The organism is Aureimonas frigidaquae (assembly GCF_001463905.1).
Classification (GTDB): domain Bacteria; phylum Pseudomonadota; class Alphaproteobacteria; order Rhizobiales; family Rhizobiaceae; genus Aureimonas; species Aureimonas frigidaquae.
Window position 1 is genome coordinate 16,121 of record NZ_BBWR01000009.1, and the last position, 20,419, is coordinate 36,539.

The 20,419-nt window shown below is 66.6% G+C and carries 19 protein-coding genes and 1 riboswitch; of the genes, 16 read left to right on the top strand and 3 right to left on the bottom strand.

The genetic code is table 11. The features are described from left to right. Positions 1-120 precede the first annotated feature (120 nt). From AUL30_RS10065 to AUL30_RS10095, 7 genes are all read left to right on the top strand, one after another. Positions 121-1,311, top strand: a complete 1,191-nt coding sequence (locus tag AUL30_RS10065) for an MFS transporter (RefSeq protein WP_062227763.1) — start codon at positions 121-123, stop codon at positions 1,309-1,311. A gap of 26 nt (positions 1,312-1,337) precedes the next feature. After that, a riboswitch (TPP riboswitch) is annotated at positions 1,338-1,457 on the top strand. 128 nt (positions 1,458-1,585) lie between these two features. Continuing rightward, positions 1,586-3,403 (top strand): phosphomethylpyrimidine synthase ThiC, encoded by a 1,818-nt coding sequence (gene thiC / locus AUL30_RS10070; protein ID WP_062227764.1) that lies wholly within the window; start codon positions 1,586-1,588, stop codon positions 3,401-3,403. Continuing rightward, complete coding sequence (locus AUL30_RS10075) at positions 3,403-4,368, top strand: FAD-dependent oxidoreductase (RefSeq protein ID WP_062227765.1); 966 nt, start codon at positions 3,403-3,405, stop codon at positions 4,366-4,368. The genes thiC and AUL30_RS10075 overlap by 1 nt, the downstream gene beginning before the upstream one ends. Then, on the top strand, positions 4,365-4,562 hold the full coding sequence (gene thiS, locus AUL30_RS10080) for a sulfur carrier protein ThiS (protein WP_062227766.1): 198 nt from the start codon (positions 4,365-4,367) through the stop codon (positions 4,560-4,562). The genes AUL30_RS10075 and thiS overlap by 4 nt, the downstream gene beginning before the upstream one ends. Positions 4,563-4,568: 6 nt before the next feature. Then, positions 4,569-5,336 carry a thiazole synthase gene (locus AUL30_RS10085; protein ID WP_062227767.1) on the top strand — a complete coding sequence of 256 codons (768 nt, stop codon included), beginning with the start codon at positions 4,569-4,571 and terminating at the stop codon, positions 5,334-5,336. Between the two features lie 2 nt (positions 5,337-5,338). Continuing rightward, positions 5,339-5,950, top strand: a complete 612-nt coding sequence (locus AUL30_RS10090) for a thiamine phosphate synthase (protein WP_062227878.1) — start codon at positions 5,339-5,341, stop codon at positions 5,948-5,950. Between the two features lie 183 nt (positions 5,951-6,133). Continuing rightward, positions 6,134-6,853 (top strand): GntR family transcriptional regulator, encoded by a 720-nt coding sequence (locus tag AUL30_RS10095; RefSeq protein ID WP_062227768.1) that lies wholly within the window; start codon positions 6,134-6,136, stop codon positions 6,851-6,853. On the opposite strand, the gene AUL30_RS19930 is transcribed toward AUL30_RS10095, so the two are convergent. Further along, positions 6,835-7,806, bottom strand: a complete 972-nt coding sequence (locus tag AUL30_RS19930; protein WP_192843047.1) for an alpha/beta fold hydrolase — start codon at positions 7,804-7,806, stop codon at positions 6,835-6,837. The genes AUL30_RS10095 and AUL30_RS19930 overlap by 19 nt on opposite strands. 75 nt (positions 7,807-7,881) lie before the next feature. On the opposite strand from AUL30_RS19930, the gene AUL30_RS19935 reads away from it, so the two are divergent. Beyond that, positions 7,882-8,820, top strand: a complete 939-nt coding sequence (locus AUL30_RS19935) for a ribonuclease T2 family protein (protein ID WP_062227770.1) — start codon at positions 7,882-7,884, stop codon at positions 8,818-8,820. Positions 8,821-8,825: 5 nt separating this feature from the next. Here the strand turns inward: AUL30_RS19935 and AUL30_RS10110 are convergent, their stop codons facing one another. Then, positions 8,826-9,131, bottom strand: coding sequence for a Dabb family protein (locus AUL30_RS10110; protein ID WP_062227771.1), 306 nt, complete (start codon positions 9,129-9,131; stop codon positions 8,826-8,828). Between the two features lie 140 nt (positions 9,132-9,271). Between AUL30_RS10110 and ettA the strand changes: the two genes are divergently transcribed. The 6 genes from ettA (at position 9,272) to AUL30_RS10140 (ending at position 17,999) form a co-directional block, all read left to right on the top strand. Further along, positions 9,272-10,921 carry an energy-dependent translational throttle protein EttA gene (ettA, locus tag AUL30_RS10115; protein WP_062227772.1) on the top strand — a complete coding sequence of 550 codons (1,650 nt, stop codon included), beginning with the start codon at positions 9,272-9,274 and terminating at the stop codon, positions 10,919-10,921. A 125-nt stretch (positions 10,922-11,046) separates the two neighbouring features. After that, positions 11,047-12,474, top strand: a complete 1,428-nt coding sequence (locus AUL30_RS19730) for a sensor histidine kinase (protein WP_192843048.1) — start codon at positions 11,047-11,049, stop codon at positions 12,472-12,474. After that, on the top strand, positions 12,447-14,294 hold the full coding sequence (locus tag AUL30_RS10125; protein ID WP_083507838.1) for an O-linked N-acetylglucosamine transferase, SPINDLY family protein: 1,848 nt from the start codon (positions 12,447-12,449) through the stop codon (positions 14,292-14,294). The genes AUL30_RS19730 and AUL30_RS10125 overlap by 28 nt, the downstream gene beginning before the upstream one ends. Positions 14,295-14,353: 59 nt before the next feature. Then, entirely contained in the window at positions 14,354-14,803 is a 450-nt protein-coding gene (locus tag AUL30_RS10130) for a response regulator (RefSeq protein ID WP_244490785.1), read from the top strand. A 106-nt stretch (positions 14,804-14,909) separates the two neighbouring features. Then, positions 14,910-17,156, top strand: coding sequence for an O-linked N-acetylglucosamine transferase, SPINDLY family protein (locus AUL30_RS10135; protein ID WP_062227775.1), 2,247 nt, complete (start codon positions 14,910-14,912; stop codon positions 17,154-17,156). 210 nt (positions 17,157-17,366) lie between these two features. Next, entirely contained in the window at positions 17,367-17,999 is a 633-nt protein-coding gene (locus AUL30_RS10140; protein ID WP_062227776.1) for a DedA family protein, read from the top strand. 9 nt (positions 18,000-18,008) lie between these two features. On the opposite strand, the gene AUL30_RS10145 is transcribed toward AUL30_RS10140, so the two are convergent. After that, entirely contained in the window at positions 18,009-18,341 is a 333-nt protein-coding gene (locus tag AUL30_RS10145; RefSeq protein WP_062227777.1) for a DUF2293 domain-containing protein, read from the bottom strand. Between the two features lie 157 nt (positions 18,342-18,498). On the opposite strand from AUL30_RS10145, the gene AUL30_RS10150 reads away from it, so the two are divergent. Further along, the gene (locus AUL30_RS10150; protein WP_244490786.1) at positions 18,499-19,497 is read left to right on the top strand and encodes an ArsR/SmtB family transcription factor; all 999 of its coding nucleotides are present in this window, start codon (positions 18,499-18,501) and stop codon (positions 19,495-19,497) included. Further along, positions 19,494-20,414: a methylenetetrahydrofolate reductase [NAD(P)H] gene (gene metF / locus AUL30_RS10155; protein WP_062227778.1), complete on the top strand. Its 921-nt coding sequence runs from the start codon at positions 19,494-19,496 to the stop codon at positions 20,412-20,414. Before AUL30_RS10150 ends, metF begins: the two co-directional genes overlap by 4 nt. Positions 20,415-20,419 lie beyond the last annotated feature (5 nt).

Sequence of the window (20,419 nt, forward strand, 5' to 3'; positions counted from 1 at the left end):
CAGTCATCGCGTCGGGCGCAAACTAGATCATTTCTCGCATGCGCGAAAAGGGGCGGGGCTTGATTCCTAGGCCGTGAGACGATCTAGCCCGGTAAGGTTGGCAAAAGGGGCGTGTCGGGCATGCATTCCACAACGGGCCGGGCAAAGGCCGCGGCGGCCGGCGGCATCGCCGTGGCGCTTCTCTATCTCGGCTTCATCTCGCTCGGCCTGCCGGACGCTGCCTTCGGCGTCGCCTGGCCCTCGTTGCGCGACCTCTTAATGCTTCCCCAGGCGCAATTCGGCATTGCGCTCGCTTTCGTGGGCATCGGCTTCGTCGTGTCCAGCACGCTTGCCGGGCGCTTCCTGGCCGCGATGGGCGTCGGGCGGCTTCTGGCCGTGGCCACGACCATGGCCGGTCTCGGCCTTCTGGGGTTTGCGGTTGCCGGCCACTGGTGGGTCTTCCTCGGCTTCGCGCTCCTGGTGGGTTTTGGTGGCGGGGCCATCGATTCCGGGCTCAACGCCTATGCCGCCAGCCGCCTGTCCGCCCGCCAGATGAACTGGCTGCATGCCGCCTTCGGGCTTGGCGCCGGGCTCGGACCGCTCGTCATGACGGCGGCCGTCGGGCTCGCCTCCTGGCGGCTCGGCTATGTCGCCCTCGGCCTCATCATGCTGTGCCTGGCGACGCTCTTCACCGTGACACGCGGCATCTGGGCCCCGGCCAGTGGCGAGGCGGCTGCGCCGGAGCCGACACCCGTCACGGCCGCGCAGGCGCTGCGCATCCCGCTCGTCTGGCTGCAGGCGCTCGCCTTCTTCACCTATGCCGGCGCAGAGATCGCCGCCGGGCAATGGGCCTTCGCCATCCTGTCGCAGGATCGCGGCTATGCGGTGGAAAGCGCGGGCTTCTGGACCGGCGCCTTCTGGCTGGCCCTGTTCGCGGGCCGGATTCTCCTTGGAATGCTGGCCGAGCGGGTCGGCACGCCTTTGATGCTGCGCGCCGCGATCCTGGGGGCGATTTGCGGCTATGCCGTCTTCGCCTTCGATCCGGTCGGGGCGGGGCCGCTCGGCCTTGTTCTCGTGGGCTTTTCCCTGGCGCCGATCTTCCCTTTGCTGATGCACCGTACGCCGCAGGTTCTGCATGGCGCGGCAGGGCATGCCATTGGCTTCCAAGTGTCGGCCGCCATGCTGGGCGGCGTGGCGACGCCGGCCCTTGCGGGCATCCTGGCCGACCGGGCCGGACTGGGCGCCATTCCCTTCTTCCTGCTCGCTGTCGCCATGGCCACGGCGGTCATCATCGAGCTGTGCCTGGCGCGCCGCCTGCGCCCGCCCGCTTGACAACGGCGCGCCAACGTCTAGCCTGACCCGCGTCCAAGGGGAGTTCCGGCAGGGAACTGAGAGGCCGACCGGCTGCATGCAGCGCGCGGCGACCCTACGAACCTGATCCAGTTGACACTGGCGTAGGGATGGAGTGAGCCATTCTTCCGATCGTCATGTCGCAGGGCCCGAAGGCGCGCATCTTCACGCCACGGCCCTGCGCATCGATCGCAAGGCCCGGCTCGTTGCCGATCACTGCCCACCGGCTGGATCTCCTTGAACAACGGAGATTCATATGGATTTGCCCACCCCCAGCGTGACACACGGCGCCCTGCCGGCATCCACCAAGATCTATCGTGCGGGGCAGTTGCACCCGCAGATCCGCGTGCCCCTGCGGCAGATCGCGGTCCATCCGACGGCCAACGAGCCGCCCGTCACCGTCTACGACGCGTCCGGCCCCTATACCGACCCTTCCGTCCTGACCGACATTTCGGCCGGCCTGCCGCGCCACCGCCTGGCCTGGCTGGAAGAGGGCGACCGCGTCGAAACCTATGAGGGACGCCCGATTCGGCCGGAGGATAACGGCTTCGTGTCAGAAGCCAGGGCGACGCCCGTCTTCCCCGTCCACCACCGCCCGCGCCGCGCGCGCGCCGGCCAGGCGGTGACGCAGATCGCGCTCGCCCGGGCGGGCATCGTCACACCGGAGATGGAGTTCGTCGCGATCCGCGAGAATCTCGGGCGCGAGGCGATGGGCCGGGCCTTGCGGGACGGCAACCCGTACAGCGCCACGATCCCAGACCTCATCACGCCGGAATGGGTGCGTGAGGAAGTGGCATCCGGACGGGCCATCATCCCGGCCAACATCAACCATCCGGAACTGGAGCCGATGGCGATCGGGCGTAACTTCCTGGTCAAGATCAATGCCAATATCGGCAACTCGGCCGTCACGTCCTCGATGGCCGAAGAGGTCGAGAAGATGGTGTGGGCCATCCGCTGGGGCGCCGACACGGTGATGGACCTGTCGACGGGCCGCAACATCCACAACATCCGGGACTGGATCATCCGCAACGCGCCCGTGCCGATCGGCACCGTGCCGCTCTATCAGGCGCTGGAGAAGGTGGAGGGCATCGCCGAGAACCTGACCTGGGACGTCTACCGCGACACACTCATCGAACAGGCGGAGCAGGGCGTGGACTACTTCACCGTCCATGCCGGCGTGCGGTTGCAGCATATCCCGCTGACGGTCGACCGGGTGACGGGCATCGTCTCACGCGGGGGGTCCATCATGGCCAAGTGGTGCCTGCACCACCACCGCGAAAGCTTCCTCTATGAGCATTTCGAAGAAATCTGCGATATCTGCCGGACCTATGACGTGTCCTTCTCGCTCGGGGACGGCCTGCGGCCGGGCTCCATCGCCGATGCCAACGATGCCGCGCAGTTCGCCGAGCTCGATACGCTGGGCGAACTGACGGCCATTGCCTGGGCGCGCGATTGCCAGGTGATGATCGAAGGCCCGGGCCATGTGCCGATGCACAAGATCAAGGAGAATGTCGACAAGCAGATGGCCACTTGCGGGGAGGCGCCCTTCTATACGCTCGGGCCGCTCGTCACCGACATTGCCCCCGGCTACGACCACATCACCTCCGGGATTGGCGCGGCGATGATCGGCTGGTTCGGTACGGCGATGCTCTGCTACGTCACGCCGAAGGAACATCTCGGCCTGCCGGACCGCGACGACGTGAAGGTCGGCGTCATCACCTACAAGATCGCCGCCCATGCGGCCGATCTTGCCAAGGGCCATCCCGCGGCGCGGCTGCGGGACGACGCCTTGTCCCGCGCCCGTTTCGAGTTCCGTTGGGAAGACCAGTTCAACCTGTCGCTCGACCCGGAAACGGCGCGCTCCTACCATGACGAGACGCTGCCCAAGGAAGCGCACAAGCTTGCGCATTTCTGTTCCATGTGCGGCCCGAAATTCTGCTCCATGCGGATCAGCCACGACATACGGGCGGAAGCGCGCGCAGCCGGAATGGAGCAGATGGCGGAGCGGTACCGCGACGGGGGTGATTTGTACGTGCCGCAAAGCGAGCTTCTGGCCGAGGGGACGGCGCGGTAATGGATGTCGTCATTCTGGGGGGCGGGGTCTTCGGACTGGTCGTGGCAACACGGCTGGTCGAGGCGGGCATCGTCCCCCGGCTCTGCGAGCGGGGCGCGAGCCTCGGCGAAGGGGCAGCGTCCTGGCTGGCCGGCGGGATGCTGGCCCCCTTCTGCGAGGTGGCCACGACGGACCGGTCCATCGTGGCGCCGGGCCTGTCGGGGATCGACTGGTGGGACCATGCGGCAGGCTGCGTGGAGCGGCACGGCACGCTGGTGGTGCAGGCGGGGCGTGACGGCGCGCAGCTTCGCCAGTTCGCGGCCCGGGCAGAGACCCATGAATGGCTGGATGGCGCGGCGATCGATGCCCTGGAGCCGGGACTTGCCGGTCGCTTCCGGCAGGGGCTCTTCTTTGCACAGGAGGCGCATATGCGCCCCCGCCTTGCCATGGCGAGGCTCGCCGAAAGCCTGTCGGCCCGCGGCGTGCCGATCGCCTTCGGCCAGCCGGCCGAACCGGCGGATTTTGGCGGCGCATGGGTCCTCGACTGCCGGGGGGCGCGGGCGGACGTACCCGGCCTGCGCGCCGTGCGCGGCGAAATGCTGATCGTGCAATCCGACGAGATTGCCCTGACGCGCCCGGTGCGGATCCTGCATCCGCGCTGGCCCGTCTATGTCGTGCCGCATGGCGCGGGACGGTTCATGATCGGCGCCAGCATGATCGAAAGCGCGGATGCCCGCGGGGTGACGCTGCGCTCGGCGGTGGAGCTGATGAACGTCGCCTATGCGCTTCACCCCGCCTTCGCCGATGCGCAGATCGTCGAGATGCGATCGGGCCTCAGGCCGGCGCTGCCGGACAATCTCCCCCGCTATGTGGCGTCGGCCCGGGGCGGTGCCCTGGCGGGCGCCTATCGCCACGGCTTCCTGCTCGCGCCGGACATTGCGCGGCAGGCGGTGGAGGCGCTTCTTCAGGCAAGGAATGCGGCATGAAACTCAATGTGAACGGACAGGCCTACGAGACGGCGGCACAGGCGCTCGACGCGCTCGTCAGCGAGTTGGGCCACGACGCGGAGCTCGTCGCCACCGCGCTCAACGGCGATTTCGTCGCTCGCGCCGCGCGGGCCGCAAGCCGCCTCCAGCCGGGGGATAGTGTCGAGATTCTGGCCCCCATGCAGGGAGGGTGATGCCCCATGAACATCTACGGACGGACATTCGATTCGCGAATGATGATCGGCACGGCGCGCTACCCGTCGCCCGCCATCATGCAGGCGGCGCTGGCGGCCGCCCAGCCGGCGCTGGTGACGGTGAGCCTGCGCCGGGAAGCAGCGGGTGACAAGGCCGGCTCGGCCTTCTGGGCGCTGGTGCGGGAGGCGGGCTTTCCTGTCCTGCCCAATACGGCCGGTTGCCACAGCGTCGCGGAAGCGGTGACCACCGCGCATATGGCGCGCGAGGTCTTCGGAACGCCCCTGATCAAGCTGGAGGTGATCGCAGATTCCGATACGCTGCAGCCCGATGTCTTCGCGCTCGTCGAAGCGGCCCGGATCCTGTGCAACGAGGGCTTCGAGGTCCTGCCTTACACGACGGAGGATTTAAGCGTCTGCGAGCGCCTCGCAGAGGCGGGATGCAACGTCCTGATGCCATGGGGCGCCCCGATCGGCTCCGGCCTCGGCCTCAACAACCGCTACGGGCTAAAGGCGCTGCGGGCCCGCTTTCCGGACCACTGCCTGATCGTGGATGCCGGGTTGGGGGTGCCCTCACACGCTGCGGCTGCCATGGAGCTCGGCTATGACGGTGTGCTTCTGAACACCGCCATCGCCCTTGCCGGAGACCCGGTTTTGATGGCGCGGGCCTTCGCCGAAGCTGTCGCCGCCGGGCGCAGGGCCTTCGAGGCCGGCGCCATGGAGCCGCAGGAACTCGCCGTCCCGTCCACGCCCGTCCTTGGAAGGGGCTTTGCATGACACTGCGTCTCGACCGCTTCTACCTCATCGTCGACAGCACCGACTGGATCGCCCGCATGGCGCCGGTGGGCGTTCGCCTCTTCCAGCTTCGCATCAAGGATCTGGAGGCGGCGGCGCTGCGGGATGAAATCCGCCGTGCTGTGGACCTGTGCCGGCGCCATGGTGCCACGCTCGTGATCAACGATCATTGGCAGATGGCCATCGAGGAAGGCTGCGATGTCCTGCACCTCGGCCAGGAGGATCTGGCCGAGGCGGACCTGGCCGCAATACGCCGGAGCGGATTGCGCCTCGGTATTTCGACCCATGACGAGGCGGAGCTCGAAACGGCCTTGTCCGCGCAGCCGGACTATGTCGCCCTGGGGCCAATCTGGCCGACCATCCTGAAGGCGATGCCCTGGGCGCCGCAGACCCCGGCACGGCTCGCGACATGGCGGCGGCGGATCGGAACACTCCCTCTGGTGGCGATAGGCGGACTGACCGTCGAGCGTGCCCCGGATGTTTTTGCGGCAGGGGCCGATTGCGCCGCCGTGGTGACCGACGTGTTGCTGGCGCCGACGCCCGAGGAACGCGCCCGCCAATGGCTCCGTGTGACGGGGTCTCCCAGCGCGCTTTGAATCCCTGAATTCAGCCCCGACAACGGTTTGCGCGCGCCACCGGCAGCTTACGTAAAACGTTTCTCAAAACGCAACAAGTTTCAACGCGATGCCAATCTAGCCATACAATTAGACGTTGATTTTCTAACATCTATATGCTTACCTAGGGTTAAATTTCACCAGAGAAGCCCGAGGTTTTGAACCATGCCGGCCCTGAAGCAGTTCAACGTCAAGCCGCTGTATCAGCAGGTCGCTGACGAGTTTATCGCCCGGATCGTGTCGCGCCAGTGGGTACCGGGACAGATCATCGAGAACGAATCGGAGATCGCCCGGTCCCTCGGTATCAGCATCGGAACAGTGCGCAAAGCTTTCGACGTCCTTGCCGACTATGCGGTCCTGGAGCGTCAGCAGGGCCGGGGGACCATCGTCGCCGATCTCAGCTCCGACAATATGCAATCGCGCTTCTGCAACATCGTGGATGCCAGTGGCGAGCGCGTGCTCTTTTCGACCGAGGTGTCGGATGCCGAAGTCGTCTCCGCCACGGCAGAGGTGGCCCAGGCGCTCGCCGTGGGCGAAGACGCCCAGGTTCTGAAGTTCCGCCGCCTGCGGCGTTACGAGGAGCGGCCTGTCCTGTCGGAAACGGTTTACATGCGCTTCGACGGGGGGAAGAAGTCCTCGTCGGCCGACAAGCTGATGGCCCTTGCAGAAGCCGGGTGGTCTTCCACCGGCCTTGCCACGCGCAAGCAGGAGTTGGTGTCGTCCGGCAAAGCCTCGGCTGAAGATGCAAGCCGTTTGAAGGTCACCGCCGGCACGCCGATCCTCTTGCTGGCGCGCACCATCTATTCCTATGAGGGCACGCCGCTCGAGTACCGTACCGCCGCGTGCAATCTGGGCGACAAGCTGTCTTACGCCGCCAATCTCTGAGGCGGAGCGACCCTGCTCAGCCATGCGTCCAGCGCGGCGAGGGCGGGATCGCGTATGGCCGGTATCTCGTTCAGCGTTTCATGGCGAGCGGTGGGAATGACGAGGCTGTCGACCCGCGTCAGTCCGGCGGCGCGCAGGCGGTTCCCGAGTACATCGATCGCGCGGCCGCCCTGCGTGACGGGGTCGGCACCGCCTCCCAACAGGTGCACCGGCAGATCGGCCGGCCAGGCCGCCAGCGCCGTGCCATGGCCGGCGCGCTCGACAAGCGCCACGATGTCCATGGCCATGGAGTTTGTCGGCGTCCAACCGCAGAGCGGATCCCCGGCATAGGCCGCCACCTGTGCAGCGTCATGGCTGAGCCAGTCATAATCCGTTTGGCGGCCCGGCACGCTGGCCCGCCACAGATCGAATGTCGCGCGGCGGAAGGCCAGGCTCGCAACATCCGAACCCTTCAACCCGCGCTCGGCCCGAAGGATAAGCCGGGCGAGCCGGTTCTTCCAGCCAGCGGCGGGATCGCAGTTCCAAAGGGCAACGCCCGCCAGTTCGGCCCCGTCCTGGGCGGCGATGTCGGCTGCGATCAGGCCGCCCATCGAATGGCCGAACACGATGACGGGCAGGCGCCGTCCATCCGCCCGCTCGACCCGCTCGCGCATATGCAACCGCACCGCCCGTGCATCCGAAGCGCACAGCCGGTCACCGCCGGCATGGGCGAAACGGCGGGGCGCAAGGCCCGGCACGCGGGTCAGCCCGTGGCCGCGATGATCGTGCGCCACCGCGTGGAAGCCCTCATGCGCCAGCCACTGGGCGAACCTGTCGTAGCGCGCCGAATGCTCGGCCAGCCCATGCAGGATGAAGACGATGCCGCGCGCCGGTATGCGCGCAGGCTCGTGGCGCAAGGCCAGACGCGCGCCATCGGCAGTTGCAAGATGTTCCACCTGCATGAACATTGCCATTCGTCCCGTCCCGTTCCATCCCGGCCAGTTCCGGCCCCGCTTCAACTGGGCGGAGGTCTGCCCTATGGTCAAGCCATGCGATACATCACCCTCATCCTCGCCGCCTGTCTGCTGGCACCCGCTGCGGCCGGTGCGCAGGAGCCCATGACCGGGATCTTCCACGCGGAAGCGACCTGCGTCGCCACGCCGTCCTTGCGCAATCCGGACGACAATCCCGGCAACATCCGCACGCAATCGGGGCGCAGCTACACGCTGCTCGGCCGCAACGCAGTGCCGGGTAGCCATTATCTGATCCGCGTTCCGGGCGCAGAACCGGAACGCCGATGGGTCGCCTATGGCTGCGGGCGCATCGACGAACCATCCCAATCGGCACAGGTGGCCACGGACTGGATCCTGGCTGCGAGCTGGCCCTCGGCCTTCTGTGAAGACGTGCCCCAGGCGCGGGAATGCGCCCGGGGCGATACGCCCCTGGCCTTCACCCTGCACGGCCTCTGGCCGCAGACGCCCGACCGTGCCGCCTATTGCGGCGTGGCGGGCGGCGCGCGGGCGGCGGACGCGGCCGGCGGCTGGCGCAGATTGCCGCCCGTCACCTTGTCCGGGCGTGTGGAGAATGCGCTTGCCCGGGTGATGCCGGGCACGCAGTCGGCGCTCGATCGCCACCAGTGGCTCAAGCACGGGACCTGCTCGGGCCTGGATGCGGATGCGTATTTTGCGGCCGCGGTCCGACTGGTGGACCTTCTGAACGATTCGCCGGTCCGGGCGCTGTTCGCGGACCATGCAGGGCAGGAGCTCAGCGGCGCTGCGATCCGCCGCACATTCGATGCGGCCTTCGGGCCGGGTGCGGGCGACAGGGTGCTGGTGGACTGCGTGGAGGTCTCTGGCCGGCGGCTGATCCGCGAGCTGCGCATTGCGCTTGGCGGCCAGGTCGAGGACCGCTCCTTGGCAGCGCTCGTGGCGGAAGGGGAACGCCAGCCGCGCGGCTGCCGGACCGGAGAGGTCGATTTGCCGGGCTGAAGGCCCTAGGCCTGGCGGCCGGGATTGGGCACCTCGTAATCGGCCGACAGGCGCAGCTCACGCAAGGGGCGGACGGTGCGGGTCGATTCGGCGTAGATGGGATCGGCCTTGTAGGCGGCGAGGGCATCGGCATCGTCGAACTCGGCATAGACGATCACGTCGACATCGTTGCCCATGGGGTCGACCTTGCCGTTCAGCGCAACCTCGAAATGGCGGGCATGCTCGATCTTGCCGAGCTGCCCGAGGCCCTTCACGATGGCCGGCAGGTCGGCCTTGTCCCGCGCGCTGAAGAAAACGATGTGGCGTATCATGCGTCCTGTCCGATCGGTTTCCAATGCTCGTCTGCCGGATCGCTTCTAGCCATCGTGGAGGATGTTTTGCAATCCGGCTGCGGCTCCTCCATATAGGGCGCAATTCAACCGCACGCGTTTTGAGGATTTTGGGACGGCCCATGGCTCGCCAGTACATCTATCACATGTCGGACCTTACGAAGGCCTACGGGAACAAGAAGGTCCTGGAGAACATCAATCTCTCCTTCTACCCGAACGCCAAGATCGGGATCCTCGGACCCAACGGCGCGGGTAAGTCCACGCTGCTCAAGATCATGTCGGGTGTCGACAACGAGTTCACCGGAGAGGCCTGGGCTGCCGAAGGTGCGACGGTCGGCTACCTGGCGCAGGAACCCAAGCTCGACGAGACGAAGACCGTCTTCGAGAACGTGATGGAAGGCGTCGCCGACAAGAAGGCGATTCTCGACCGTTACAACGAACTGATGATGAACTATTCGGACGAGACGGCCGAAGAGGGCGCCAAGCTCCAGGACGTCATCGACAGCCAGAACCTCTGGGATCTGGAGAACCAGGTTGAGATGGCGATGGACGCCCTGCGCTGCCCGCCGGGCGATGCCGCGGTGGCGCCCCTGTCGGGCGGCGAAAAGCGGCGCGTCGCGCTGTGCAAGCTGCTGCTCGCCAAGCCCGATATCCTGCTTCTGGACGAGCCGACCAACCATCTGGACGCCGAAACGATCGCCTGGCTCGAAAAGCACCTTCGCGAATACGAAGGCGCCGTCCTGATGATCACCCACGATCGCTACTTCCTGGACAATGTGACGGGCTGGATCCTGGAGCTCGATCGTGGCCGCGGCATCCCCTATGAGGGCAACTACTCCACCTATCTGGAGAAGAAGGCCAAGCGCATGGAGCAGGACGGTCGGGAGACCGACAGCCGTGCCCGGGCCCTGCAGCGCGAGCGCGAATGGATGCAGCAGGGCGCGAAAGCCCGGCAGGCCAAGTCCAAGGCCCGCATCCGCGCCTATCACGAACTCGTCGAGCTGGCGGAAAACCGCAAGCCCGCCGATGGCCGGATCGTCATCCCGACCGGCGAGCGGCTCGGCAACAAGGTGATCGAGGTCGAGAACCTGACCAAGAGCTACGGCGACCGGGTGCTGATTGAGAACCTGACCTTCAAGCTGCCCCCCGGCGGCATCGTCGGCATCATCGGCCCGAACGGCGCTGGCAAGACCACGCTGTTCAAGATGCTGACCGGCAAGGAGCGGCCGGATTCGGGCAGCATCTCCATCGGTGACACGGTGGATATCGGCTATGTCGACCAGAGCCGCGACGCGCTCGACGCGTCCAAGAACGTCTGGGAAGAGATCACCGGCGCCGTCGATATCATGAAGCTCGGCAAGTACGAGATGAACTCGCGTGCCTATGTCGGCAATTTCAACTTCAAGGGCCCGGACCAGCAGCAGAAGGTCGGCACCCTGTCGGGCGGGCAGCGCAACCGCGTCCACCTTGCCAAGATGCTCAAGTCGGGCGCCAACGTCATCCTGCTCGACGAGCCGACCAACGATCTGGATACGGAAACGCTCGCCGCGCTGGAAGACGCGCTGGAGGAATATGCCGGCTGCGCGGTGGTGATCAGCCACGACCGCATGTTCCTGGACCGGCTCGCCACGCACATCCTCGCCTTCGAGGGCGACAGCCATGTCGAATGGTTCGAAGGCAACTTCGAGGATTACGAGAAGGACAAGATCCGGCGCCTCGGACCGGAATCCGTCAACCCGAAGCGGCCGACCTACAAGCGGCTGACGCGCTGACCGGTGCGCGCGAGTGGGGAGGGCCGACAGGGCCGGCGCTCCCTTCGCAACCGTCGGGCTCGCAGCCTGATGCGCCTGCACTAGATGCGGGGGGCGGCAGTGTCGGCAGAGAGTGTGCTCAGGCCATGAATCGATTTAGCTTCACGCAGCTCCTGACGGCCCTGCCGAGCCCCCACATGGTGCTCGACCTGAAGCTGAACTATGTGGCCGCCAATCCGGCCTATGTCGCGGCGGTCGGACGGGCAGAGACCGATCTCGTCGGGCGCAACCTGTTCGACCTCTTCCCCAACGAGGGGGCGGAAGGCCGCCGCCTGCGCGAATCCATCGCCCGGGTGATCGCGACCGGGCGGCCGGACACGCTGGCCTATATTCATTACCGCATTCCCGCAGCCGGCACGCAGGGTGGCTTCGAGGATCGGTACTGGAGCGCGGTCCATTCGCCGCTCCTGGACGAGGACGGACAGGTCGCCTTCGTGCTGCAGAATACGGTGGACATCACGGAGCTCGTCCGCCTGCGCGAGGTGGCGGCGCTTCCCTTCCAAGGCTCTGCGGCGGAGGTCGCGCTTGTCGAACGCGCGCGGGAGGCGGAGACGGCCTACAGCGCTTCGCTCTCCGGCTCGACCGATTTTCGCCGCCTGTTCCAGCAATCGCCCTCCATGGTGGCGGTGTTGCAAGGCGCGTCCCATATCGTGACCTTCGCCAACGATACGCTGCAGCGGTTCATGGACGGGCGCGAGCTCGTCGGCCTGCCGGCCCGTCAGATCCTGCCACAAGCCGAGCAGAGCGGGCTTTTCGCGGCGATGGATGAGGTCTGGCAAAGCGGCGAGGCCGTCGCCTTCGAAGCGCAAGCCCTGGTCCTGCCGAACGGGCGGTCCTCCTATGTCGATGTCTCGTTGCAGCCGATTCGCGATACGGCCGGGCGCACGCAGGGCATCTTCGTGCAGGCGGCCGACCGGACGGAGGCCGTGCGGGCGGGCGAACGTCAGCGGCTGCTGCTGGACGAACTCAACCACCGTGTGAAGAACACCCTGTCGGCCGTGCAATCCATCGCGCGGCAAAGCCTGTTCGGCGGCAAACCGCTTCACCTGGCGCGCGAAACCTTCGAAAACAGGATCCGCGCCCTGTCGCTGGCCCATAATGCCTTGAGCGCGCGGCACTGGGAGGCGGTCGATCTGTCGGTCATCCTGGAACAGGAACTGGCGATGCACGACAGCCCCGGGCGGATCGTCTGTCAGGGGCCCCACGTGCTTCTGGACTCAAAACCAGCCATAGCCATGGCGCTGGTGCTGCACGAATTGTCGTCCAATGCCGGGAAATACGGAGCCCTGTCCCGGTCGGACGGGCAACTCGTGGTGGAGTGGCGGCGGCCGACCGATGGAGGCCTCGAGCTGATCTGGCGCGAGACCGGGGGCATTGGCGGACAGGGTCAGATAGAGGACGGCTTCGGGATGCGCATGCTGCGGCGGATCGTCGAAGGGGAGCTTGACGGAACGCTGGAAATCAGCGCAACTGATGCGCAATACATATGCAGGATAAAGGTCCGTTCTATCTGAGCCACGCGCCGTCCGTTCCCGTCCAGGCACTATCCATCGACGACACACCCCGGATACGGCACCTCCTGGGCGAGTTGATCGCCCGCAAGGAGGGCCAGGAAGCCCTTTCCCTTGCCGACCGCGCCCTCCGGGCGGCCTTCGCCCGTAAGGCGCCTGCGGACGAGGTTGCCTATTGGCGCATCTTCCGCGGTGAAGCCCTGTTGATCCTGAACCGGCAGGACGAGGCCTGGCCCGAACTCTCCCTTGCCTCCAACGCCACACGACAGGATGTATTGGCGGAACTCGGTCGTGTCAGCGCGGATCATGGGCTCCTGGACGAGGCGGAGGCCGTCTTCCGGAAGGCATTGGAACTTGCGCCGGGGAGCGGCCACGCGCTGTTCAATCTGGGACGGATCCTGTCCATGCGCTGGAAGGTCAGCGAGGCCTCGGTGTATCTGGACAGGGCTGAAGCGGTGCTGCGTGCGGGCGGGGAGCGGGATCTCGTTCGCCGGATCGGCATTTTGCGGGCGGAGATGTTCTGGCGTGCGGGCCGGGCGGATGCCGCCATGGATGCCTATCAGGCCCTGCATGCGGAGCGTGCCGATCAGGCGTCCGCCCTGGCCATGACAAGCCTATACGATCCGCGTTTGCGGGCAAGGGACGTGCTGGCCTTCCATCGGCGCCTCTTCGCGAGCGCCATCGCCGGGGGCCCGCCAGAAGCGCGGAAGGCTATTTCGGCCCGGACCGGGCGGCGCTTGCGCGTTGGCATGCTCGGTGCCGACATGGTGCGCTACCATCCCGTGAACATCTTCCTGCAGCCCATCTTGCGCAACCTGGACACGGCGCGGATCGAACTCTTCTTCTACAACAATCGCAGCGCCCACGATCCCCAGACGGATCTTGCCCGCGGCCGGGTGGAGCATTGGGCGGAGGTGAGCCTTCTGGACGACGACGCCCTGGCCCGGCGCATCGCGCAGGACGGGCTGGACATCCTCGTGGACCTCTGCGGCCATACGGGGGGCGGACGGCCGGGTGTCTTCGCCCGGCGCGCCGCCCCCGTCCAGGCCCATTACATCGGTTACCCGGGCACGACCGGCATCGCCAACATGGACTGGCTGATCGCCGATCCCGTCGTGGCGCCGCCGGGCAGCGAGGCCTTCTATTCCGAGCGGCTCTGGCGCCTGCCCGACATCGTCTTCTGCTACGCGCCGGAAGACGAGTTCCCCCTGCCGGATTTCGCGGCGGAGGCATCCGCCCGGCCTGTGACCTTCGGATCGATCAACAACGCTCCGAAGCTCAATGATCGGACGCTGACGCTCTACGCCGAGGTGCTGCGACAGGTCCGCCAGGCCCGCATGGTGCTGCGCGCGCCGAGTTTTGCCGACCCGGCCGCGGTGGCCTGGTTCCGCGACGCGCTCGCTGCGCGCGGCGTCGAGCCGGCCCGGCTCGTCTTCGAGCCGCCTGTGGCCCTGCCGGAGATGATGGCATCGCTCCGCCAGATCGACGTGATGCTGGACAGCGTTCCCTATAATGGCGGCACGACCACGCATGAAGCGCTGTGGATGGGCGTTCCCGTTGTTACGCTGGCCGGGGAGGGGTTTGCGGCCCGCATGGGAGCCAGCTTGCTGACGGCGGCCGGGCTCGACGACTGCATCGCCGCCGACGAGGCGGGCTATGTCCGCGCTGCGGCGGCCCTGGTGGCGGACCGCCATGCGCTTGTCGCGCGCAAGTCGCGGCTACGCGCGGCGCTTCTGGAGCGGCCTGGCTGGGATCCTGTCCGCCAGACCCGCTCGTTCGAAACGGCACTCTTCGCCATGGTTGCCGCAGCATATGACGGATGACGCTATCATGATGGTTGTCTTTTCGCTGTGACGCGGCATTTGCCCGAGTGATGTGGAGAGTGGCAGGCGTGGAACGGCTGGACGTGCGGCAGGAACAGGACGGACATTCAACCCGCGGGCTCGAGGGCCTGCGCATATTCATGGTCGAGGACGAGGCGCTCGTCGCCATGCAGCTTGAAGACATGCTGGCCGATATCGGCTGCCAGGTCGTCGGCATGGCCATGCGGCTCGACCGCGCGGCGGCGCTTCTGGACCGCGTCGACACGCTCGACCTCGCCATTCTGGATGTGAACGTCAACGGAGAGAAGGTCTTTCCCTTGGCGCAATCGCTGCACGATCGGGGCGTGCCCCTCCTCTTCGCCACCGGCTACGGGCGTGACGGACTTGTGGACGGCTGGAAGGCTCACGAGGTGCTGCAGAAACCCTACACGCAGAAACAGCTCGTCGAGGCCTTGCAAACGGTCCTCGACCGGGCCGCATCCGGTCCCGCCGACACGTCGAACGGCTAAAACTTACAGTTGATATGATCTTTAGAATGCAACCTCGCATGCCAAGACGTGCGGGGTTGGCGGCGTCATAATCAGGCTTTCGGGATCATCGGAGGCCGCGGGCCACATGCAGCACACCGTGCAGGATTCGCCGCAACAGGGCGGTGACATCCGCCAAGCCGCCGCGGCACATTTCAATAGCGCGAATGCAGACTTCCGGGATGGTCGCTGGGAGGCCGCCTTGTCGGGCTTCGAAGCTGCCCTGGCGCTCGACGAAACGATGGAGCCCGCTGCGATCCAGGCCGCCCGCTGCCACGCCAATCGCGGCCAATGGCAGGCCGCGCGCGATGGGTTTGCGCGGGTGCTGATGATCAATCCCGCCAGCTACACCGCTTGGCTGGAAAGCGGCCATGCATGCCGCAGGCTCGGCCTGTTCGAGGATGCCGATCAGGCCTACCGACGCGCCGCAGGCCTTGCGCCGGAACGCCACGAAACCTTCGTCGCGCTGGCCCGGATCCTGGAGGAGTTCGGGCGCTTCCAGGACGCGGACGACGCCGTGGACAAGGCCGTGGCCGCGGCTGCCCGCACGTCGGCCCAGACGGTCGCCACGGTGCATCGCATGATGGCGCGCTACCGGCTGGAGCAGAAGCTGCCGGACCGCGCGCTCGCATCGCTGGAGGCCGGCATCCGCGTGGCGGCCGAGAGCGCCGCTACGCTGGAAGAGCTGTGCGACTGGCAGGTGGAGCGCGGCTACGCGTTGATGCTGATGGGCGAGCATGCACGCGCTCACAAGGCCTTCGGCGCGGCCTCCGTCTCCACCCGGGAGGGGACGCTTCTGCGGCTGGCCGAGGTCAGCTACATGAACAATCTCTGGGAAGAGGCGGGCGAGGTGCTGCGCCGCTGCGTGGCCTTGCACCCGACGAGCGTATCCTCCCTGATGGCGCTGGCGCGCCATTGCTCGCATTGCTGGGACGTGGCGGAAGCGGAGCGGCTGCTGCAGCAGGTCGAGGCGCTCGGCTCGCATCCTGAGGTTCCCGGCATTCGTGCCAATGCCCGTATCCGCGGGGGCGATGCCGAAGAAGGATTGCGCCTTCTGATCGACGAGGCCAAGGCGAACCACGATGGCGGGCGGGCCTGCTCGCGCGTGGCCATGACCTCCCTCTACAGCGACAGCTACTCCGCCGCCCAGATCCTGGATCTGCACACATGGCTTTTCGAGCCGCTCGGCGTCAAAGCGCGGGAGCGGGCGTCCTTCCGGCGGGAACCCCTGGCCGGCCGGCGTATCCGCCTTGGCTTCATCTCGGCGGATATGCACTATCAGCACCCGGTCAACATCTTCATGCAGCCCATCCTTCGGGAACTGGACCGATCCCGCTTCGAATGTTTCGTCTATGCCGCGGGTGGCCTGAACGACGACCAGACGCAACTGGCGCGCCAGCGTTCGGAACATTGGGTCGAGGTCGAGACCTGGACCGATGCGCAACTGGCTGCCCGGATCGAGCAGGACAAGATCGACATACTCGTCGATCTTCTCGGCCACACCGCCCATTCGCGCGGCATGATGCTGGGCCGTCGTGCCGCGCCCGTCCAGGTCAACTATCTCGGCTATCCCGGAACGACGGGCATTCCGAACATGGACTGGCTGATCAGTGACGCGGTCGTCACACCGGATGGCGCCGAGCGCTACTATAGCGAGCGGGTGGCGCGCCTGCCCGGCACGGTCTTCTGCTTTGCGCCGGAGGAAGACTATCCGCTGCCGCCCATCACGCAGGAGATGGCCGAACGCCCGCTGACATTCGGCAGCGTCAACAACATCGCGAAATACAGCACCCGGACGCTCGGCCTGTACAAGCGCGTCCTCGACAGCGTTGAAGGCTCGCGCCTGTCGCTGCGTACGGCGAGTTTCTCGGACCCGCAGGCGACGGGCTTCTTCCGCGCGCGCCTCCAGGACCTCGGCTTCGACACGGAGCGCGTCTCGTTGCAGCCGCCGCTGGCACTTCCCCAAATGATGCGCGCCTACCGCGATATCGACATCGTCCTGGACGCGCATCCGTATAATGGCGGCACGACATCCCTCCAGGCGCTCTGGATGGGCGTTCCGGTCATCACGCTGGAGGGGCAGCAGTTCGTATCGCGCATGGGGACGAGCTTCCTGACGGCAGCCGGCCTTGCGGACTGGATCGCACCCGACGACGACGCCTATGTCGCCCTGGCGCAGGAGAAGGCGCGCGACCGGGCGGCACTGGTGACGCTGCGGCGCGAGCTGCGCCAACGGCTGCTGGCGCGCGACGCCTGGAACCCGGTCATCCATACGCGCAACTTCGAAAAGGCGCTGATCGACATTTTGAAGGCCGAGGGCTACGCAACGGCCTGAGCGCCGGGGGGCATCCGGTGGCCCCCTGGGGGTCAGGCCCAAAGGCGGGTCGGTCGTCCGACTTCGCCGCCCTTGCAGGGCGATGACCTGGTGGTGATCATCCGGGCGCGCGACCTTTCGCAAAGCGGCTTGGCATTGCCGCACGCTTCGTCCATGGTGCGCCGCACCGCGGCGGATGGATCGTCAGGCGGGTAGGATCGGGAGCCGCGCGTGGACGAGTTCGTCAGGGGTTTGATGGAAAATTTCGGTGCCTTCGGCATCGGCCTGCTGATGTTCCTGGAGAACATCTTCCCCCCCATCCCCTCCGAGATCATCATGCCGCTCGCCGGCTACCAGGCGGCGATCGGCCAGATGTCGATCGCCACGGTCATCCTGGCCGGTACGATCGGCACGGTGCTCGGAATCCTGCCCTGGTACTATCTTGGCCGCGTCGTCGGCGAGCAGCGCATCATCCGCCTGGCGGAGCGCTTCGGGCGGTGGATGACCCTGTCGCCTTCGGACGTGATGGCGGCCGATCGCTGGTTCCGCCGCTACGGGACGCTTGCGGTGCTGTTCGGCCGGCTCGTCCCGACGGTGCGCACGCTCATTTCGATTCCGGCGGGACTGGCTGCCATGCCGATGCCGCTCTTCCTTCTGTTTTCGACCATTGGCAGCCTGCTCTGGACCACCTTCCTGGCCATGGCCGGCTACCTGCTCGGCCAGAATTACGAGATGGTGGATCAGTATGTTGGCCCGGTGTCCAACATCATCGTCATCGGCATCGTGATCCTCTATGTCTACCGGGTCGTCACATTCAAGCCCGACCATCTGCGCGCCGGCGCCAATCGGCCGACGGCCGAGTAGCCTGTCCCGTCAGGCGTCCGTTTCCGCCTCCGGCGGCTCGGCCTCCGCTGCGGAGGTCAGGCGCCGCGTGGCGCCCCATCTGTCCAGCACGGCGTTGATATCGTCCAGGATGAAGAAGAAGGCCGAGTCCCTGTCATAGCCATCGTCACGCAGGGCGTCGTATTCGGTATGCTGGTGGCGGATATGCGCGATGGCGGCCAGCCAGAATGCCTGTTCGGCCGGAACGGAGCGCAGGTGCCGTGCCCGCGCATCCGCACGGATGGCGGCGGCGTCGAGATAGGGTATCCGGGGCAGGGTGGTGCGCAAAGCCCGGTCGATCACCCGTTGCCGCTCCGTCGCCATGGCACCGCCTCTCTGCCCTTGCCGTGCCCGCAACGCTGCAGAATCACGGATCCCTTCCAGGGCATGATCGGCGAACGCGCCGGTGATGCAAGACGCATGGCATGGCTTGCACCGAACCCGGAACGCATATAAGGAAATCCTTATATAAGTTCACGGGGTGGGTAGGGCACTGTCGCGCTCGTTCGACGATACGGTGGAATTTCTGAAGGCGCTGGCCGAGCCGACGCGGCTGCGGCTCGGGCTTCTGCTTCTGCACGGCGATCTGACCGTCAGCGACTTCGTCACCATACTCGGCCAGTCCCAGCCGCGCATCTCGCGCCACCTGAAGCTGATGGCAGAGGCCGGCGTCGTGTCCCGCGTGCAGGAGGGAACCTGGGCCTATTTCCGGCTGAACGCTTCCGCATCCGCCTTTCTGCGCACGCTGTTGCCGATGCTGGACGTTGCCACCGGCGCGCCGCGCGAGGATCTCGAAAAGCTGGATGTGGTGCGGGCCGGGCGCGCCGAGCGCGCCGCCGCCTATTTTTCCCGCAATGCCGCCCGGTGGGACGAGATCCGTTCGCTGCATGTGCCCGATGCCGATGTGGAGGCCGTGCTCAGCGAGATCGTGGGTGAGGGCCGGCCGCGCCGGTTCCTGGATGTCGGCACGGGCACTGGGCGCATGCTCGAGCTCCTCGGCCCGCGCGCTGATTGGGCGCTCGGGGTCGATGCATCGCGGGAAATGCTGGCCATCGCGCGGGCCAAGCTGGATTGCGCCGAGCTGACGCATGTCTCCGTTCGCCTGGGCGATGCCTACCGCCTGCCGGTCGACCGCGCGAGCTGCGACCTGATCTGCCTGCACCATATTCTGCACTTCCTGGACGACCCCGCCGCAGCGATTGCAGAAGCCGCCGCCGCGCTGGCGCCCGGTGGCCGGATCATCGTCGTCGATTTCGATGCGCATGATCGTGAGTTTCTGCGCACCGACCACGCGCATGTGCGCCTCGGCTTCTCGGCGGAAAGCCTGACGCGCTACTTCACCGCGGCGGGGCTGGCCTTCGAAACGGTGCGGGCCTTGCGCCCGGCCCGGGACGACCAGCTCACCGTTCTCGTTACAGCCGCGCGCAAGCCGGGTGTTCCCGTTCAGGACACGCCCGGACGCACCGTCCAGTTTGCATGATAGGGAAGATCATGTCCGAGACCGTTCATCATTCCTCGCCCTTGCGGGTTTCCTTCGAGTTCTTCCCGCCCAAGACCCCGGCCATGGAAGAGACGCTCTGGTCGTCGATCCAGCGGCTCGCGCCGCTGCGGCCGGATTTCGTATCGGTGACCTACGGGGCCGGCGGATCGACGCGTGAGCGCACGCACCACACGGTGCGCCGGATCCTGACGGAGACGGCCCTGGCGCCCGCCGCACACCTGACCTGCGTCGATGCCTCGCGCGAGGATGTCGACGCGGTGATCCGCCAGTACCGCCAGACCGGCGTGCGGCATTTCGTGGCGCTACGCGGCGATAGCCAGGGCGGGGTCGGGGATAAGTTCGTCGCCCGGGAGGATGGTTACCGCAACGGCGCCGAGCTGACCGCCGGGTTGAAGGCCATCGATCCCGATGTCGAGGTTTCCGTGTCCGCCTATCCGGAGAAGCACCCGGAAAGCCCGGATTTTGCGACCGATATCGACATGCTCAAGCGCAAGGTGGACAACGGGGCCACACGGGCCATCACCCAGTTCTTCTTCGACAACGATATCTATGAACGCTACGTGGAGCGGGTGCGCCGGGCGGGCATCTATATTCCGGTGGTGCCCGGCATCGTCCCGATCCACGATTTCACGAAGATCCAGCGCTTCTGTTCGGCGGTCGGCGCATCCATTCCGGCCTGGCTGGCCGAGCGCTTCGACGGGCTGGAGAACGATCCGCAGACGCGCTCCCATGTGGCGGCGGCCGTCTGCGCCGAGCAGGTGCTCGACCTGACCCGCCGCGGCTTGTCGGACTTCCACTTCTATACGATGAACCGGGCCGATCTCTGCTATTCGATCTGCCATATATTGGGCATGCGCCCGGCGCGGGGCGATGCGGCGGCCGAGAAGGCCGCCTGACGGGC

Bases quoted from the DNA above. Each gene is read 5' to 3' on its own strand.
- AUL30_RS10125 (WP_083507838.1), top strand. From the start codon at position 12,447: ATGCAGGATAAAGGTCCGTTCTATCTGAGCCACGCGCCGTCCGTTCCC.
- thiC (WP_062227764.1), top strand. From the start codon at position 1,586: ATGGATTTGCCCACCCCCAGCGTGACACACGGCGCCCTGCCGGCATCC.
- AUL30_RS19730 (WP_192843048.1), top strand. From the start codon at position 11,047: ATGAATCGATTTAGCTTCACGCAGCTCCTGACGGCCCTGCCGAGCCCC.
- thiS (WP_062227766.1), top strand. From the start codon at position 4,365: ATGAAACTCAATGTGAACGGACAGGCCTACGAGACGGCGGCACAGGCG.
- AUL30_RS19930 (WP_192843047.1), bottom strand. From the start codon at position 7,806: ATGGCAATGTTCATGCAGGTGGAACATCTTGCAACTGCCGATGGCGCG.
- AUL30_RS10145 (WP_062227777.1), bottom strand. From the start codon at position 18,341: ATGGCGACGGAGCGGCAACGGGTGATCGACCGGGCTTTGCGCACCACC.
- AUL30_RS10135 (WP_062227775.1), top strand. From the start codon at position 14,910: ATGCAGCACACCGTGCAGGATTCGCCGCAACAGGGCGGTGACATCCGC.
- AUL30_RS19935 (WP_062227770.1), top strand. From the start codon at position 7,882: ATGCGATACATCACCCTCATCCTCGCCGCCTGTCTGCTGGCACCCGCT.
- AUL30_RS10065 (WP_062227763.1), top strand. From the start codon at position 121: ATGCATTCCACAACGGGCCGGGCAAAGGCCGCGGCGGCCGGCGGCATC.
- metF (WP_062227778.1), top strand. From the start codon at position 19,494: ATGATAGGGAAGATCATGTCCGAGACCGTTCATCATTCCTCGCCCTTG.
- AUL30_RS10110 (WP_062227771.1), bottom strand. From the start codon at position 9,131: ATGATACGCCACATCGTTTTCTTCAGCGCGCGGGACAAGGCCGACCTG.
- AUL30_RS10095 (WP_062227768.1), top strand. From the start codon at position 6,134: ATGCCGGCCCTGAAGCAGTTCAACGTCAAGCCGCTGTATCAGCAGGTC.
- ettA (WP_062227772.1), top strand. From the start codon at position 9,272: ATGGCTCGCCAGTACATCTATCACATGTCGGACCTTACGAAGGCCTAC.
- AUL30_RS10085 (WP_062227767.1), top strand. From the start codon at position 4,569: ATGAACATCTACGGACGGACATTCGATTCGCGAATGATGATCGGCACG.
- AUL30_RS10075 (WP_062227765.1), top strand. From the start codon at position 3,403: ATGGATGTCGTCATTCTGGGGGGCGGGGTCTTCGGACTGGTCGTGGCA.